The 16,040-nt window shown below is 68.4% G+C and carries 13 protein-coding genes and 1 pseudogene; 2 read left to right on the forward strand and 12 right to left on the reverse strand.

Features of this window, described 5'->3' with window-relative positions:
* Positions 1-148 precede the first annotated feature (148 nt).
* The 3 genes from HUT19_RS39615 to HUT19_RS39625 all read right to left on the reverse strand — a co-directional run bounded on the left by HUT19_RS39615 (position 149) and on the right by HUT19_RS39625 (position 1,583).
* The gene (locus HUT19_RS39615) at positions 149-715 is read right to left on the reverse strand and encodes a PhnD/SsuA/transferrin family substrate-binding protein (protein WP_217712402.1); all 567 of its coding nucleotides are present in this window, start codon (positions 713-715) and stop codon (positions 149-151) included.
* 141 nt (positions 716-856) lie between these two features.
* On the reverse strand, positions 857-1,075 hold the full coding sequence (locus HUT19_RS42475) for an acyl-CoA dehydrogenase family protein (RefSeq protein WP_217712336.1): 219 nt from the start codon (positions 1,073-1,075) through the stop codon (positions 857-859).
* A 238-nt stretch (positions 1,076-1,313) separates the two neighbouring features.
* Entirely contained in the window at positions 1,314-1,583 is a 270-nt protein-coding gene (locus HUT19_RS39625; protein ID WP_254886062.1) for a hypothetical protein, read from the reverse strand.
* 152 nt (positions 1,584-1,735) lie between these two features.
* Here HUT19_RS39625 and HUT19_RS42480 point away from each other — a divergent pair, with 152 nt between their 5' ends.
* A complete protein-coding gene (locus HUT19_RS42480) occupies positions 1,736-1,918 on the forward strand; it encodes a hypothetical protein (RefSeq protein ID WP_217712337.1) in 183 nt (60 codons plus the stop codon).
* 52 nt (positions 1,919-1,970) lie between these two features.
* Here the strand turns inward: HUT19_RS42480 and HUT19_RS39630 are convergent, their stop codons facing one another.
* From HUT19_RS39630 to HUT19_RS39645, 4 genes are all read right to left on the reverse strand, one after another.
* Complete coding sequence (locus HUT19_RS39630; RefSeq protein ID WP_176185939.1) at positions 1,971-2,282, reverse strand: hypothetical protein; 312 nt, start codon at positions 2,280-2,282, stop codon at positions 1,971-1,973.
* A gap of 30 nt (positions 2,283-2,312) precedes the next feature.
* Positions 2,313-2,909, reverse strand: coding sequence for an IS1634 family transposase (locus tag HUT19_RS39635; protein WP_254886063.1), 597 nt, complete (start codon positions 2,907-2,909; stop codon positions 2,313-2,315).
* Positions 2,910-3,056: 147 nt separating this feature from the next.
* Positions 3,057-3,725, reverse strand: a complete 669-nt coding sequence (locus tag HUT19_RS39640; protein ID WP_176185941.1) for a GntR family transcriptional regulator — start codon at positions 3,723-3,725, stop codon at positions 3,057-3,059.
* 89 nt (positions 3,726-3,814) lie between these two features.
* Positions 3,815-4,855 (reverse strand): asparaginase, encoded by a 1,041-nt coding sequence (locus HUT19_RS39645; protein ID WP_217712338.1) that lies wholly within the window; start codon positions 4,853-4,855, stop codon positions 3,815-3,817.
* Between the two features lie 47 nt (positions 4,856-4,902).
* Between HUT19_RS39645 and HUT19_RS39650 the strand changes: the two genes are divergently transcribed.
* A complete protein-coding gene (locus tag HUT19_RS39650; RefSeq protein WP_176185943.1) occupies positions 4,903-6,246 on the forward strand; it encodes an MFS transporter in 1,344 nt (447 codons plus the stop codon).
* A gap of 619 nt (positions 6,247-6,865) precedes the next feature.
* Here HUT19_RS39650 and HUT19_RS39655 read toward each other — a convergent pair.
* From HUT19_RS39655 to HUT19_RS39675, 5 genes and pseudogenes are all read right to left on the reverse strand, one after another.
* Positions 6,866-7,350, reverse strand: a pseudogene (locus tag HUT19_RS39655) (transposase); the annotation flags it as partial.
* Positions 7,351-7,592: 242 nt separating this feature from the next.
* Positions 7,593-8,273 carry a response regulator transcription factor gene (locus tag HUT19_RS39660; protein ID WP_176185945.1) on the reverse strand — a complete coding sequence of 227 codons (681 nt, stop codon included), beginning with the start codon at positions 8,271-8,273 and terminating at the stop codon, positions 7,593-7,595.
* Entirely contained in the window at positions 8,270-9,508 is a 1,239-nt protein-coding gene (locus HUT19_RS39665; RefSeq protein WP_176185947.1) for a sensor histidine kinase, read from the reverse strand. The genes HUT19_RS39660 and HUT19_RS39665 overlap by 4 nt, the downstream gene beginning before the upstream one ends.
* 119 nt (positions 9,509-9,627) lie before the next feature.
* Entirely contained in the window at positions 9,628-11,817 is a 2,190-nt protein-coding gene (locus tag HUT19_RS39670) for an MMPL family transporter (RefSeq protein ID WP_176185949.1), read from the reverse strand.
* A 1,509-nt stretch (positions 11,818-13,326) separates the two neighbouring features.
* Complete coding sequence (locus tag HUT19_RS39675; RefSeq protein WP_254886294.1) at positions 13,327-15,618, reverse strand: FdhF/YdeP family oxidoreductase; 2,292 nt, start codon at positions 15,616-15,618, stop codon at positions 13,327-13,329.
* Positions 15,619-16,040 lie beyond the last annotated feature (422 nt).

Raw genomic sequence — 16,040 nt, forward strand, 5'->3', positions numbered from 1 at the left:
ACCGCGCCGCCCGGCCCCACGTCCGCCAGGGCCCGGCGCAGCAGCAGGTGAGCGCCCTGTTCGAAGCCGAGGCCCGCCAGGTCGACGAACGGCGCGGAGACGCCTTCCTCGCGTCGGGGGTTCACGGCCGGTACTCGGACGCCGTCACTCAACCCTGCGCGTCGTAGAAGTCCGCGTCGTCCACGAACCGGCTTGCGAGGTCGGGGGCGAGCGCTTCGCCGCTCGGCATGACGCAGTGGTCGTAGGGGTCGGTCCGGGTCAGGATGCGCGTGCCGCCCGGCGAGAGGAATCCCTCCTGGCTGAACAGCAGGTGATTGGCGTCGGTCAGACAGGCGGCGGCGACCTCCCCGGCGGCCAGGGTACGGGCGGCGGCGCGCTCGCCGCCGATGTGGTCCCCGTGGAGCCCCACACCGGTGTCGTGGCGGTTCACCCGGAAGTGCTCGCCCGGGAGCAGGCCGAGGCCGCGCAGGTGGGACAGCGGGAGAAGGGTGGCCTGTGGGGAATCGACCGCTCCGACGGCCACGGTCCGGTCCTTCAGGTCGGAGGGCACCGTGTACGGCGAGTCGGTACGGACGATCACCACCGAGGTGAGATCGTGGTCGGTGTCCCGCATGACCAACGGACGGACGGCCACGCCCCGGGCGGCGGCCATACGGCGGGTGCGCACCCAGGCGAGCGGCGAGTGCCAGGCGGCGTGCAGCCGCCCATCTGTCAGGTCCTCGGCCTGTCGCTCGTAGTGCGAGTAGCAGGACGAAGTCGAACGGCAGTCCCCGCTCGGTCAGCCAGGCGCGGAAGCCGGACCAGATCGTCACCACTTTCGGGTCGTAGGCGACGGCCCCCATCGCCAGCCCGGCCCTCACGCTTCCTCCCCCGCGGGGTAGGTCTCGTCGAGCAGCGGCAGGCCCAGGTCGACGCGTCCGGTGAAGTCGTACAGGGCCTCGGTGGTCGGCGCCATGACGCGCGCGGCCAGGGCGTCGCGGAACCGGCGTTCCACCCCGAGTTCGCGGCGGAACGCGGAACCGCCGCAGATCCGCATCACACCGTCCGCCACCTCGGACGCGACCTCCCCGGCCACGGCGCAGCACACGAAGCGTGGCGTCGGGGCGGTCCGCGGTCAGGGCGGCCAGGGTGTCGTACAGGAACGTGCGCACCTCGTCGGTGCGGATCCGCAGCCGCGCGTACTCCCGTCGCACGACGGGCTGCACGGCCAGGCTCTGGTCGAGATGAGACAGACGGGTGCCCGTCATGCGGTCCCTCGCCAACGTCGTCAGCGCCTCCGCCACGCCTAGCCGGTGACTTCGCACATGGGGGTATCAGGTCTCCTGCCAGCGGGGGCGGGTTTCGTCGATGCCGAGGAGTTCGAGCAGGTGTGCTTGGGCTCCCTGGCTGACGAGGATGACGGGCGGGTCGGTTGCGGTGCCGGGGCGGAGCATGAGGCCGTCGAGGTGGTAGAGGATCATCCGTCCGGTGAAGCGGACCCTGCGATGGTCGGGGTAGAGCCCGCGCATGGTCTGCTCGGCTCCCAGGGCCTGGCGGACTTGGCGTTCGATCAGCCAGAACACGAGCAGGGCCAGGCAGATCACGGTGATCAGGGCGGTGATGCGGCGGTTGTGCTCCAGGAAGGTCGGCGCGACGGCCAGGGGACCTGAAATCGCCGTAGCGGCGTTCGACCACTGCCTGGTCTTTGTAGCGCTTGAGGACTTCGGCGGCGTCGGCCTGCTCGGGAGTGAGCCGGGTGACCAGGGAGTACCAGCCGTCGGCGGCGGCCTCGGTGTCGAGGAGGTCCTGGTCGAAGTGCCAGGTCAGGGACGGGCGCCCGTCGGAGTCGGTGGTGACGGTGGTGCGCAGGCAGTTCGCGACGCGCCGGGTCTTGGCGATCACGCCGATCCGGGCCCCGACCTTCGCCGCGGTGTTGTAGTAGCGGCCGCCGGCGGAGCGCTGCAGTTTATCCAGGTCTTCCGTTGCCTTGGTCAGGGGTTTGGCGCGGGCGGCCTGCTGGCCTTTGGCATTGCCGGTAGAGTAGACCGGATCTGGCGCAGCCGGTGCACCGGGTCGCGTTTACGCCGCCCGGTCATGACGTGGACGTCCTCCAGGACTCGGTAGGTTTCCCGCTGGTCAGCAAGGGTGTTCCGCTCGCGGTCGCGGTCGTTGACGTAGTCGACCAGTTGGGCGGAGGTCACGTCCAAGGCGGCATAGACCTCGGCCTTGACCTGGGCGGCCGGGAGCGGGGCGATAAAGTCGACGCCTGCGTCCAGCAGCGCGGTGATGTTCGGGTAGGACACGAGTTTGGAGTCCGCGACGAGCAGGAGGTCTTAGCGGTCGGCGATCTTGCGCAGGGACTTCATCGCGCCGACGACCTGGGCGACCTCGCCCGCCCCGCCGTCGTAGACGCGGTGGAACAGCGGGACGCCCCCGTCCCGGCTGACGGCCAGCCCGGCCTGGGTCTGCTTCAAGTCCACCCGCCGGTCCTTGGGATGGCCGTACATGACCTGCCAGAACCCCTCCTCTTGGTCCTCATATGCGCCGAACAGCGACATCGAGGCCAGGTCCCAGTGGATCTGGGCGGTATCGATGCCGAACTCCGAAATCGCCTGCGCGCCGACCGATCCGGTGATCTCCTCCAGGCACGGGGCGATCGCATCCAGCGCCCGAGCGATCCGGTCGTCGTTGAGCAGTTCCGGATCAACGCCGAACACCTCCGGCACAGCCCACCCACGCGCCCAGTTCTCCACCCCGACCATCGATGTCGGCGAGGAGAGCCGGTTGGCGACCAGCACCTCGATGACCTGTCCGTGCGTCAAGTGCGCCACGTCCCGGTCCGGGCGCAGCTCGTCGATGATCCCGGCCACGTCCAGCCGGCGCAGAAACGGAGCAGAGGCAGGCAGAGCGCCCAGACGCCTCTTCACCACGGAAGTCAACTCCACCGTCATGCGAGGACTGGACCCGTGAGCGACGGGTGTACGAGATATCGGCATGTCTCACTCAACGAGCCACACCCGGCCGGGTAGCGGGCACATCGTCGGATCATCCGAACCGGTCATATGCGGAGGATGGGACTAGCCGTGGAGGGTTCGGTCGGCTCCGGTGCTGTCGTAGGACTGCTCGATGATGCCCAGAGTCGCGGCAAGGTGCCGACGCGTCAGCTCTTCGGCGGCCTCGATGTCCTGGGCCCGCAGGAGGCCGAGCAGTTCGATGTGTTCGGCGTTGCTGTGCTCTTGCTGATCGGGCTCACGCAGTGACAGGGCCACATACGGGGTCGCACTGTCGCGCAGTCCCGCGACGATGCCGGCGAGGCGGCTGTCCTCCGCGGGCGCGAAGAGGATGTGGTGGAACTCCTGGTTGAGCTCGGCCCATCGGGAGAGGTCATGCTCCTCGGCCATCTGCTCGTACAAGCGCTCCGCCTGGTCGAGGGCTGCCTTGTCGAGCTGCTCCGCCGCGCGGCGGAGCAGCATGGGTTCGAGGACGATCCTCAACTCGTAGATTTCCCGGACCTCGGCGAGGCTCAGCGATCTGACGAAGGCTCCCCGATGCGGGTCGAGGGTCACCAATCCCTCGCGGGCCAGGTCCTGAATCGCCTCGCGGACCGGGGTGGTGCTCACGCCGAGCCGGGCGGCGAGCTCGGTCTGCACCAGTCGGCTGCCGGGCTGCACTCGGCCGTCGAGGATGTCGGAGCGCAGCGTCTGGCGCGCGAACTCGTAGTTGGTTCGGGGACGGCTGCCGGTCACCGCTTCAGCTCCGTTCCCGGAACGCGGGGACACGTGTCGCTCTCCTGGCCCTCATGGGGTCGTCCACACTGTCGTCGCACTTCGAGAACCTATCCGAGATCGCCCCGCCGGCGGAACTCTTCTTCGATCCATTCCCGCTCGGCACCCGCGGCGAGCAGTGTGCACAGCAGTACTCGGGCCTTGCGCGGGCACAGCCATCCGGCCATCGTCACCCCCATCGCCAGAAGGTCCGATTCCGAGCCGCGGAAACCGTAGGTTCGGCGGAAAGTCGTGCCGGAGCCGGCGCGGGAGGCCACCACCACGGGGAGATTCGGGAGCGCCCGCTCGATCGCGTCGGCCACCCCCTGGGAGACATGACCGACGCCGGTGGCGGCGACCACCACGCCCGGTGCACCGGCCGCCACGACGGCATCGAGCAGCTCGCCGGAATCGTCGAGAGTGGCCTCCACCAGGGGGACACGGGCGGCGACGGAATCCGTGCCGCCGGGCCGGGGCCGCGGCCGCTCCAGCGCGGGCGGCCGGATGCCCGGCGGATGGAAATAGTGCACGGCGCCTTCGGTGACGGCTGCAACCGGGCCCGTGGGCGCGGAGGAGAAGGCATCCGGACGGCTGGAGTTCGCCTTTCGCACCCATCGCGCCAAGTGCACCTCGTCGCCCATCACCAACACGCAGCCCCGCGAGCGGCTGGCCGGAGCTGCCGCGACGGTCAGCGCGGCGACGAGGTTGGCCGGTCCGTCCGCGCCGGGCAGGGCCGGGTGACGCATGGCACCCGTGACGACGAGGGGCTCCTGATACGGCCATACGGTCTCGAAGAAGTAGGCGGTCTCTTCCAAGGTGTCCGTGCCCTGCACGACGACCACTCCGGCCGCGCCGGCCGCCACCTGTCCGGCCGCCCAGTCGTAGCAGTCTCCGAGCGTGTCGAAGTCGAGTGAGGCGCCCGGAACGGTGGCCAGCGTGGCGGCGCGTACGTCGATGTCCAGCTGCTCGGCGAGTCCGCCGAGGAGGTCCTCGGCGCGCAGTTCCGGACGGACGCCCGCGGCAGCGCCGCTCGTCGTCATCGTGATGGTGCCGCCGAGGGAGGCGACGGCGACCAGAGGCCGCCCGGTCTTGGTGTGAGCCTTGCACATCATACTGTGCACTTTATAAAGTCTGCCCACTCGCGACAAGGAGGGCAGTCATGACGGCTCCCAGATACCGCTATGTGATCTTCTGTCTGTTGGTCGCCGTGGCGTTGGTCAACTACATCGACCGTGGCGCCATCTCGTACGCTGCCGGGCCGGTCACCGCCGAGTTCGGCTTCGACAAACCGGCGTGGGGCCAGGTGCTCGGCTTCTTCGGGTACGGGTACATGTTCGGTGCGCTGCTGGGTGGCTGGCTCGCCGACCGGATCGGGCCACGCCGGGTATGGCTGTGCGCCGGTGCCGCGTGGTCGGTGCTGGAGATCGCTTCCGCGTTCGCCGGTGAGATCGGTATCGGGCTCTTCGCCGGCTCTGCGCTCGCCGGATTCGCGGTCGTGCGCGTGCTCTTCGGGTTCACAGAAGGGCCGGCCTACTCGACCATCAACCGGACCATCGCGGACTGGGCGGCGGCCAAGGAGCGCGGCTTCGCGGTTTCGCTGGGACTCCTCAGCACTCCGCTCGGCGCACTGCTCACCGCGCCGGTCTCGGTCGGGCTGCTGACCCTGACCGACAGCTGGCGGACCACGTTCATCATCCTCGGGGTAGTCGGCCTGCTGCTCCTCATCGCCTTCTACCGTATGTTCCGCAACGCGCCGGAGGACCACCCGAAGGTTACGGCGGAGGAACTCCGCCACATCCGCGGCATCGGTGAACCGGCCGGCCCCGAAGCAGCCGCACAGCCGGACATACGCGTACCGGCGTGGGCCTTCTTCCGCAGCCGGACCCTGCTGCTCAACGCGGTCGGCTACTTCTCGTTCATGTTCGTCAATTTCACGATCCTGACCTGGGTTCCCAAGTACTTGCAGGACGAGTTCGGCTTCTCGCTCGGCTCCCTCTGGTACCTCGGCATGGTGCCGTGGATCGGTGCATGTGTGACGATCCTGCTCGGTGGGCGGATATCCGACCGGCTGCGGCGCCGTACCGGCAGCCTCCGCGTGGCGCGCAATGCGGTGGCGGTGTGCTCCATGGCCGCGACGTCACTGTGCTTCCTGAGCATCCCTCTCGTGAACAGCGCGGTCGGCGTTCTGACGCTGATGGCCATCGGCAATGCGCTGAACTCGCTGCCCAACGCCGTCTTCTGGAGCGTCATCATCGACACCGCGCCGACGCGCGCCGGAACCTTCGGCGGATTCACCCACTTCATCGCGAACATCGCCGCGGTCGCCGCTCCCACACTCGCCGGATATCTGGCGGCGCGATGGGGGTACCACTCGATATTCGTTGCGGCCGGTGTCGCGACCGCCGTCGGCATGTGCGCCATGGCGCTGATCCGCCCCGGGTACCTCGGTCGATCATGGACTGCGCCGACCTCGCCTGCTCCTGGTGAGAAGGCGACCGCCTGAGCGATCGCCTGCTCACCACCTCACAGAGTGAGCGGTTCTCCGCGAGATGACGCGCGGGAGTCAACGGCGATCGGCGATCTCCGAGACACCGAAACGACGAACACGGCCCAGGCCTTTGGGCCTGGGCCAGAGTTCGACCGACGCCGGCCTACGCCGCGCACCGCTCCTCAACCCCCGGCATCGGTCGCGGGGAGCGAAGGGTTCGACTCTGCTGGCATGAAGACACGAGAGACCGCATTCTTCTCATGGAGAGCAAGCCCATCGTTGGGGGCGTGGAAGGCGCCGACGCGAGGACTGGCTTTCGTATCGTCGCCACGGGAGCCGCATCTGCCCAGGATCAGTGACCCGGTCCGGCCCCGAGACAGCAGCTAGAGCCTCGCCGTTTCACTTGGGGATGGCAGGCTCTGGGGCGGAAGTACGAAAGTGCCTTCCTGGCCTGGGACGGTGAACCTTGCTGAGGGGTTCTGTCGGTCCAGGCGGAGGGCACTTTCCACGTGCAGGCTATCGGGTTGCGTCCCAAGGTTAAGGTCAGTGCCGATGGTTCGGGGGGTGATCGGTCATGCCGGGGCACGGTGGCTGGCGGATCTTGCTGATGCCTCGGAGATTCCTCATGGAGTTGTCAAGCGGCCAGTGTGACGGGCGGTATGAGGTCGTAGCACCGTCCGTCACGTAAAAGGGCCCACAGGACGTTGACCCTGCGGCGGGCGAGCGCCATGACGGCCTGGCTGTGACGTTTGCCTTGGGCGCGCTTGCGGTCGTAGAACCGGCGGGATTCGCCGCAGCACGGATGCTGATCAGCGCGGAGGTGTTGAAGACGCGTCGGAGGCGCCGGCTGTAGCGGGTGGGGCGGTGCAGGTTGCCGCTCACCTTCCCGGAGTCACGAGGCACCGGGGAGACGCCAGCGAAGGAGGCCAGCCGGTCCGCGCTGGCGGAGGCTCCCATGTCCCTGCCGGTGGAGGCCAGGAACTCGGCGCCCAGCAGGACACCGATGCCGGGCATGCCCGTGATCACCTCCGCGCTGCGGTGGCGGCGAAACCGGGCCTCGATGAGCTTGTCGGTTTCCGCGAGCTTCTCGTTGAGGGCAGGCAATCGCCGGTCAACTCGCCGACATCTACGGGATTTCCAACTCCCAGGCCTACGGGATGATGGGCCTGACGCCGATCGCCGGCAAGAACGACGAGGCCGAATAGGGTCAGAGCAGCCGGGACTGGCAGCGGCTGACCGGTCCGTGCCGATGAGCCAGTTCTCTTCCGAACACGGGCGCCGGCGTGCCCGCCGATCGTCTCGCTGTGCTGATCGAACTGAGCAGGGAGACCCAGTGTTCTGAGCCGGAGACGCAACCCGGGTCAGAGGGTGGGGGGAGTGGGCCGTACGAGGCCTGTCTGGTAGGCGATGACGACCAGTTGGGCGCGGTCGCGGGCGCCCAGTTTGGTCATGGCGCGGTGGATGTGGGTGCGTACGGTCAGCGGGCTGACGAAGAGGGCCTCGGCGACCTCGTCGTTGGTCTTCCCCTCGGCGGCCAGGCTCATGACCTCGCGTTCGCGGACGGTGAGGTCGGCCAGGCGTTCCGGTGATGCCAGGTGAGTGCCGGCGGCGGGGGACATGAGGAAGCGGGTGATGAGGGAGCGGGTGGCGGTGGGTGACAAGAGTGCCTCGCCGGAGGCCACGGTGCGTAGGCCGGCCAGGAGGGTGTCGGCGGTGACGTCCTTGCCGAGGAAGCCGCTGGCACCGGCGCGCAGCGCCTGGGCGACGTAGTCCTCGGTCTCGAAGGTGGTGAGGATGAGGATGCGGGTGGTGGTCAGCTCCGGGTCGGCGCAGATGGCGGAGGTGGCGGTCAGGCCGTCGGTGCCCGGCATGCGGATGTCCATCAGGGCGACGTCGGGGTGGTGGCTTCGCGTGAGCTGCACCGCCTCCGTGCCGTCGGATGCCTCGCCCACCACCTCCATGTCGTCGCAGGAGTCGATCAGGATCCGGAAGGTGGCCCGCAGCAGCGCCTGGTCGTCGGCGAGCAGTACTCGGATGGTCATGGCGTTCCGTTTCCCTCGACGGCGTGGGGCGTGAGTGGCAGGGATGTGGTGACCTGATAGCCACCTTCGGGGCGGGGCCCGGCACGCAGTTCGCCGCCGACGGAGTGGGCGCGTTCGCGCATGCCCATGATGCCGAAGCCACCGCCCTGCGTGGCCTTCGGGACGGAGGCCACGGTGGGTCCGTCGTCGCTGACGCTGATCAGCAGCTGGGAGCCGGAGTACACAAACCGTACGTGTACGGCGTGTGCGGCGGCGTGCTTGGTGACGTTGGTGAGCGCTTCCTGCACGATCCGGAAGGCCGTCAGGTCCACACCAGGGGAGAGCGTTCGCGCTCCGCCCTCGGTGGTGACGGCGACGGTGAGCCCCGCGGATTCGCACACCGAGATCAGCTCGGGCAGGCGGGCGAGCCCGGGCGTCGGCTCCGGCGGGGTGGGTTCGTGTTCGTCGGTCTGCCGCAGCAACCCGAGAGTGGCTTTGAGCTCACGCAGTGCGGAGGACGTGGTGCCCGTCAGGTCGGTGAGGATCTTCTTGGTCTGCTGCGGGTTGTCGAGGGCCAGGTGCGCGGCGGCACCGGCCTGGGCGTTGGCCAGGGCCAGGTGGTGGGCGACGACATCGTGCAGTTCGCGGGCGATCCGCATGCGTTCCTCGGTGACGCGCAGGCGTGCCTCCTCCTCCCGGGTGCGCTCGGCGTGTTCGGCACGGGCCTGAACCGCCTGCAGGTAGGCGCGCCGCGTCCGGGCCATGCTGCTGGCGGCGAGCGGCAGCAGCACCCAGAAGACGGGATTGATGGCCCTGAAGACCAGCGGGGTGTGGGGCGTGCTGTCGGAGAACGCGGCCGCGGCAGCCAACGCCACCATGGTGGACACCGCGTACGCCCGGGTGGTTCTGGGGTCGGCGAGGGTGCCCAGCCAGTAGAGCCCGGCGATGGTCGGCGCCAGCAGAAGAGGCGTCGGCAGATACCCCAGCGCGACCTCGGCCGCCGTGCAGACGGTGGCCACAGCGGCGGTCGTGCGCGGATGGCTGCGGTGCTTCAGCAAAACCAGGCAGGACAGGCCTGCGAGGAGGATGGCGGTCCCTGGCTGGTCCGGCGGGTCCGTCTCGGGCATGCTGAGCGTGCCGCCGAGGGACGCACAGCCCCACAGCACCAGGGCCGTCATCAGGTCGACAAAAAAGGGGCGGCGGTGCGCGAATTCCTCGATACGGTGCGTGTACCGCCGCTCCAGGCTGGTGCTCATCGGTTCTCCGTCGGTGGGACTGAATCCATGCTGGACGATTCCCGTTACGGGACGGCGCTGTTGGGCGCCCGTGTCGCCACGAGCGCCCAAGATGCGTTATCAGGTATGCGTCTTGTTCATCAGGTACGCGCCGTGGCCGCCTCGGCCGAAGACGCGTGCGGCTCGGGCCGGCGGTTGAGGGCCTCTCCCTCCACGTCGACGCGGGGCAGTATCCGCTCCAGCCGCTTCGGCAGCCACCATGCCTTGTCGCCGAGCAGGGCCAGGACGGCGGGCACGATGGCCATCCGTACGATGAAGGCGTCGAACAGGACGGCTGCGGCGAGACCGAACCCGATCATCTTGATCATGGGCTCGTTCTGGCCGATGAATCCGGCGAATACCGCGATCATGATCAGTGCTGCGGCCACCACCACGCGGGCGCTGTGCCGGAAGCCGGACGTGATCGCCCGGAGGGGTGTTTCGCCGTGGACGTACGCCTCCCGCATCCGCGAGACGAGGAACACCTCGTAATCCATGGCCAGACCGAAGACGATGCCCACCAAGAAGATCGGCATCAGGCTCATGATCGGGCCGGTCTGCTCCACGCCCAGGAACTCGGCGCCGTGGCCCTGCTGGAAGACCATGACGACCGCGCCGAGGGACGCCAGCACCGAGAGCAGGAAGCCGGCGGCCGCCTTGAGGGGGACCAGCAGCGACCGGAAGACCACCAGCAGCAGGACGACGGCCAGGCCGACCACGACGACCAGGTATGGGACCAGCGCGGACTGCACCTTGCCGGAGATGTCGATGTTCAGCGCGGTGGTGCCGGTGACGTCGAAGGACGCCCCGGTCGCCGACTCGAGTCCGGGACGCTCGCCCCGGATGGTCGACACCAGCTTCTTGGTCTTCTCGTCGGTCGGCGCGGTAGCGGGCACGGCCGAGAAGACAGCGGCGTCACCGGCGTTGTTGAAGTGGGCTGGGGAGAGGGACACGACTCCCTTCGTGGCACCGATCTCCTTGGAGATCGTCGTGACCGCGCCCTTTGGGTCGTCGGTGCCCTGAGCATCCACGACGATGGTCAACGGCCCGTTGAAGCCCGGCCCGAAACCTTCGGAGAGCGCGTCGTAGGCCCGGCGTTCGGTGGTGGACGTCGGCTTGACCTCGTCCCCGGGCATGCCGAGGCGGAGATCCGTCATCGGCACCGCGAGGGCCCCAAGACCCACCACGCCCAGGAACAGCGTGGACAGGGGCCGGCGCAAAACGAACCGCGCCCAGCGGGTACCCCCGTTGTCCTTGGGAGTCTGCTTCCCACGCATGCTCTTGCGGGCCTTGTGCGGAAGGACGGCGTTCGGCCAGAAGCCGAGGAACGCCGGGACCAGCGTCAGCGCGACGAGTACGGCAGCGGCGACCGCGCCCGCGGCCGCCAGGCCCATCTTGGTGAGCATCGGGATGCCCACGACCGCGAGCCCGGCCAGCGCGATCACGACGGTGAGCCCGGCGAACACGACCGCCGACCCGGCGGTGCCGACTGCGAGACCGGTCGCCTCCTGCGGCGCGTGGCCCTTGGCGCGCTCCTCACGGTAGCGAGAGACGACGAACAGGGCGTAGTCGATGCCGACCGCGAGGCCCAGCATCATCGCCAGGGTGCCGGTCGTGGTGGACAGGCCGAGGGCGTCGGCCAGGGCCAGGATCGTGGCCATGCTCACGCCAACACCGATGACGGCGGTCAGCAGCGGCAGCCCGGCGGCGGCCAGCGACCCGAAGGTGATGAGGAGCACGACGGCTGCGACCGCGATGCCGATCACTTCGGCCGCGCCGCCCGCGCCACCTTCGCCGTCCATCGCGTTCCCACCGGCTTCGACGGTCAGCCCGGCGTGCCTGGCCTGGTCCATGACCTGCTTCAGATGGGTCTTGCTGGCCTCGGGGAGATCCCCGGCCGGCGCCTTGAAGGTGACGGTCGTGTACGCCGTCGTGGCGTCCTTGCTGACCGCATGAGGCTGGACACTCGCGACCTGGGAATCGTGGCCCAGCTCGGCCACGGCCTCCTCGATGGCCTTCTTGTTCTCGGCAGCGATCACCTTCTCGCCACCCCGCGAGACGAACACGACCTGGGCGGACGCGCTGTCGGCCGGGGCGTCGGGAAAGCGTTGCTTCATCAGGTCGAGTGCCTTCTGGGACTCGATGCCCGGCATGGAGAACTGTTCGGTGGGGGCCTTGGGGGCCGCGAGGGCCCCCAATCCGATAGCAGCCAGCACGGCAGCCCAGATCAAGGCGACGCGCCAGCGCCGCCGGAAGGCCAGACGGCCCACTCGGTAGAGAAAAGTAGCCACGACAAGATCTCCGTAGACGGATATCGAACGTTGTCCAGGCTCTCCGGGACGGGGCCCTGTCGTCGTCGTGCGGCTGCCGACATTCCTGACTGCTGAAAACGCAGTACGTGCGGGTCGAAGATCCTCCGCAGGAAGTACGGAGCGTCCGTGGCCGGCCAGGTATTATCATCCCCGCTGTCCACCGCGCATAAGCGAGCGCCTCAGCGGTCTCCTCCCCTGATTATCGAGCCACTGGGTGCCACGTACTGATATCGGCTTATCTGTGGTGGGGCTTGGCCGATTCTGCCGAAAGGCTTCATCGGGGCTGCCTCATTGCCGAGAGCGTGACAGGGCTGGATACCACCGACACGGGGCCTGGAGGCGGCCCGGCGGCGCCCTCCTGATGGCCGATGATCTGTCCGCGCACCAGGACAGGGTGGCAGCGCCGACGACGGGGGGTGCCTCCCGGTCAGGACTTCGGGCATCCCGTCCTGTTCCCGACCGCCGCATAGTTTGTGGGAGGACCGGCGGCACGGGCGCAGCCTGAGGCCGGTGGTCAGTCGGCTGGGAAGCAGCCCAGGTGGAGGCTGGTGGGCGGATGACAGCCATCATCGTCGCAGGTCTGTACGCGCGCACACGGTCGGGATGACCGGCGAGATCGAGGGCGATCAGAATGGTGCCGAACAGCTTGGCGTCGGAGGTCTGCGGGAAGTCCGGCTCGCCGACCAGCGGCCATGGTGAGCCCTCGGGCAGTCGAACGGGGACGGGCAGGCCCTCCGTGCTGCCGGGCGCGAAGGGCGCCCCTTCGAAGATCCGCAGGGTTACATACGCGGTCACGGCATCGCCGCCGCGGCGCCTTGCGGCAAGGCCGCGGCGTCTCCGGCAGATTCCGCCCTCCTCGTCCCTGTCAGGGTCCGTCAGCACCAGGGTGCGCAGGTTGCGCAGGGCAGTCAGCTGCCCGGTCTCGGCGTGGATGAGACCCGGTGAGTCAAGGGTGAGTTCGGACAGGCCGGTCAGGCGGAGCACAGGGGCCAGGTCGACGGGCGTTTTGCACTGGGCGCCGAGGATATCCAGGGCATCCGGATCGAGCCCAACGGGGAACGCAGCTCGTCCGCGCCCGAGATCACGACGGACGTGGTGCCGTCGGCAGGGACGTCGATGAGAATGTCAGCGTGGTTCTTCCTGCCCGGTGCCCTTTTCAGGAGCGATCAACGGGAGCGAGGCCTCCCCCAGGGCGTCCAGGACGGCAGCGATGGTCGGCGGGTCTTCCGGGCCGGACAGACGCAAGAGGCCGGGGCGCCACCCGGCTCGCCTTACCGTTCAGCGCACTGCTCAATACCTTCAAGGAGTCATGCACTGCGGTGAGGTGTGCACAGCAGTCATCTTGTTTCGTCTCAGCGTGTCGCTACGCACGGTATCCGGTGCGAGGACAGATGTCCTGAATCGGCTCGGGGCGCGGGCGCGGCGTCCTACGGCACGTAAGAGCGGTCAATCCGACCACGTTCCGCTGCTGCTCTACAAGTCGACGGTTCACTGTGGCGAGGCGGGTTCGAGGCGGACTACCACGCCTTTTGAAGTGGGGGTGTTGCTGAAGTCGGCGACGCTGTCCAGGGGGACCAGGACATTGGTTTCCGGGTAGTAGGCGGCCGCCGATCCACGGGTAGTGGGGTAGGGCACCACGCGGAAACCCTCGGCGCGGCGTTTGACGCCGTCGTGCCATAGGCTGACGAGGTCTACCTTCTGCAGCTCGGTCAGGCCGAGGGCCTTCATGTCGTCGGGGTTGACCAGAACGACGCGGCGGCCGTGGTGGATGCCGCGGTAGCGGTCGTTCATGGCGTAGGGGATGGTGTTCCATTGGTCATGCGACCGCATGGTCTGCAGGATGAGGTGTCCTTCTGGCGCGTGCAGCATCTCGAAGGCGTTGCGGGTAAAGACTGCCTTGCCGCTGGGCGTGTTGTAGGTGTGGTCGTTGACCGGGTTGCGGAGCTGGAAGCCGGCGGGGTCGGCGAGGCGCGCGTTGAAGTCCGCGAAGCCGGGGACGACGCGGGCGATGCGGTCGCGGATGGTGTCGTAGTCGGCTTCGAACTGCTCCCAGGGGATGTCCGGGGAGGTTCCGAGAGTGGCCCGGGCCAGCCGGGAAATGATCGCCACCTCGCTGAGCAGCGTCTCGGAGGCGGGGGTCAGACGGCCGCGGGAGGAGTGGACCATGCTCATGGAGTCCTCGACGGTGACGAACTGTTCCCCGCCGGCTTGGATGTCGCGGTCGCTGCGGCCCAAGGTGGGCAGGATCAGGGCCGTCTGGCCGCAAACGGCGTGGGAGCGGTTGAGTTTGGTGGAGATGTGCGCGGTCAGGCGACAGCGGCGCATCGCCTGTTCGGTGAGTTCGCTGTCGGGCGCGGCCCGGACGAAGTTGCCTGCCACGCCGAGGAAGACCTTCACTTTCCCGTCGCGCATGGCGCGGATGGCATCGACGGAGTCGTAGCCGTGCTTGGTGGGCGGGGCAAAGGCGAATTCCCGGCCGAGCGCGTCCAGGAAGCTCTGCGGCATCTGCTCCCAGATGCCCATGGTGCGGTCGCCCTGGACGTTGCTGTGGCCGCGCACCGGGCACACTCCAGCGCCGGGTCGGCCAACGTTGCCGCGCAGCATCAGGAAGTTGACGATCTCGCGGATGGTGGGCACGCCGTGTTTGTGCTGGGTGATGCCCATGGCCCAGCAGACAATGATGCTCCGGCTGTTCAGAACGCGGTGGTGGACGTGCTCGATCTCCTCGCGGGTCAGGCCGGTGGCCTCCAGGACGTTGTGCCAGGTGGTCGCGCGGATGTGCTGGGCGAAGTCTTCGAAGCCGGTGGTGTGGGCGTGGATGAAGTCGTGGTCCAGGACTCCGCCCGGGCAGGCGTCCTCGGCCTGGAGCAGCAGCAGGTTGAGGGCTTGGAAGAGTGCCAGGTCTCCGCCGGCCCGGATGTGCAGGAACTGGTCGGCGATGCGGGTGCCTCGTCCGAGTACGCCACGGGCTTTTTGGGGGTGTTTGAAGCGGAGCAGTCCGGCCTCGGGGAGTGTGTTGACGGCGATGATGTGGCCGCCGTTGCGTTTGGTCTCCTCCAGGGCCGAGAGCATGCGCGGGTGGTTGGTGCCTGGGTTCTGTCCCACCACGAAGATCAGGTCGGCGTGGTGGATGTCGTCCAGACTGACACTGCCTTTGCCGATGCCGAGCGTCTCCGTCAGCGCGCGACCGCTGGATTCGTGGCACATGTTGCTGCAGTCGGGCAGGTTGTTGGTGCCGAACGCGCGGGCGAAGAGCTGGAGGAGGAACGCGGCTTCGTTGCCGAGCCGGCCGGAGGTGTAGAAGGCCGCCTCGTCCGGCGAGTCGAGCCCGCGGAGCTCCTGCGACATCAGGGAGAACGCCTCGTCCCAGCCGATGGGCTCGTAATGACTCGCCCCGGGGCGCTTGACCATCGGTTCGGTCAGCCGGCCGCGCTGGTTGAGCCAGAGGTCCGACATGCGATTCAGTTCGTCGATCGTGTACTGCCTGAAGAAGTCGCGCCCAATCCGCCGGGTGGTCGCCTCGTCGTTGATGTGCTTGGCGCCGTTCTCGCAGTACTCATTGCGGTGCCGCTGGCCGGGGGCCGGTTCGGGCCACGCGCAGCCAGGGCAGTCGGTGCCGTTGGCCTGGTTGATGGTGAGCAGGCTGGTCGCCGCCCGGCGGGGCGAGGTCTGCTGCAGCGAGTACCGCAGGGCGTGAGTGACCGCCGGCACCCCAGTCGCCCAGGTCTTGGGCGAGGTGACCGTCAGGTCGTCATCGGTGGAATCGTTCGGGCTGCTCACGGCTCGTTCTTTCGTATCGGCGGTTGCGGGGGCGGCCCTGCCGAAGAGACCGCTCGGCGTTGGACCTGCAGCGCAATGGGGAGGCCGGTGGGCCCTGAAGCGCGTCGCGTACGGCGACCACCACGGCCGCGACAGCATCGCTGTGCGGCCGCACCGGTGGTGCCCCGTCGACGCCAAAGCGGCGCCAAACGGATTTTCCGTCACCTCTTTCAGGCCCTGGTCGGCCCTCAGCACGGCGCCCCGCAGGTCGACTATGTGAAGTTCGTTGGCGGGCTCAGATGAGATTCCGCGCCGCTCGGGTGGCGATCGAGACCTGCGTACGAGGGACCTGGGCGGACCGCGCTACTGTTCGAACCCGGCCAGATCCCGGGACGTCGCGCAATCCAGCGGTCGTGTTGTGGGTGCGTAGGACGGTGCAGGTC

It is taken from the genome of Streptomyces sp. NA02950 (assembly GCF_013364155.1).
In the GTDB taxonomy this organism is placed as follows: Bacteria; Actinomycetota; Actinomycetes; order Streptomycetales; family Streptomycetaceae; genus Streptomyces.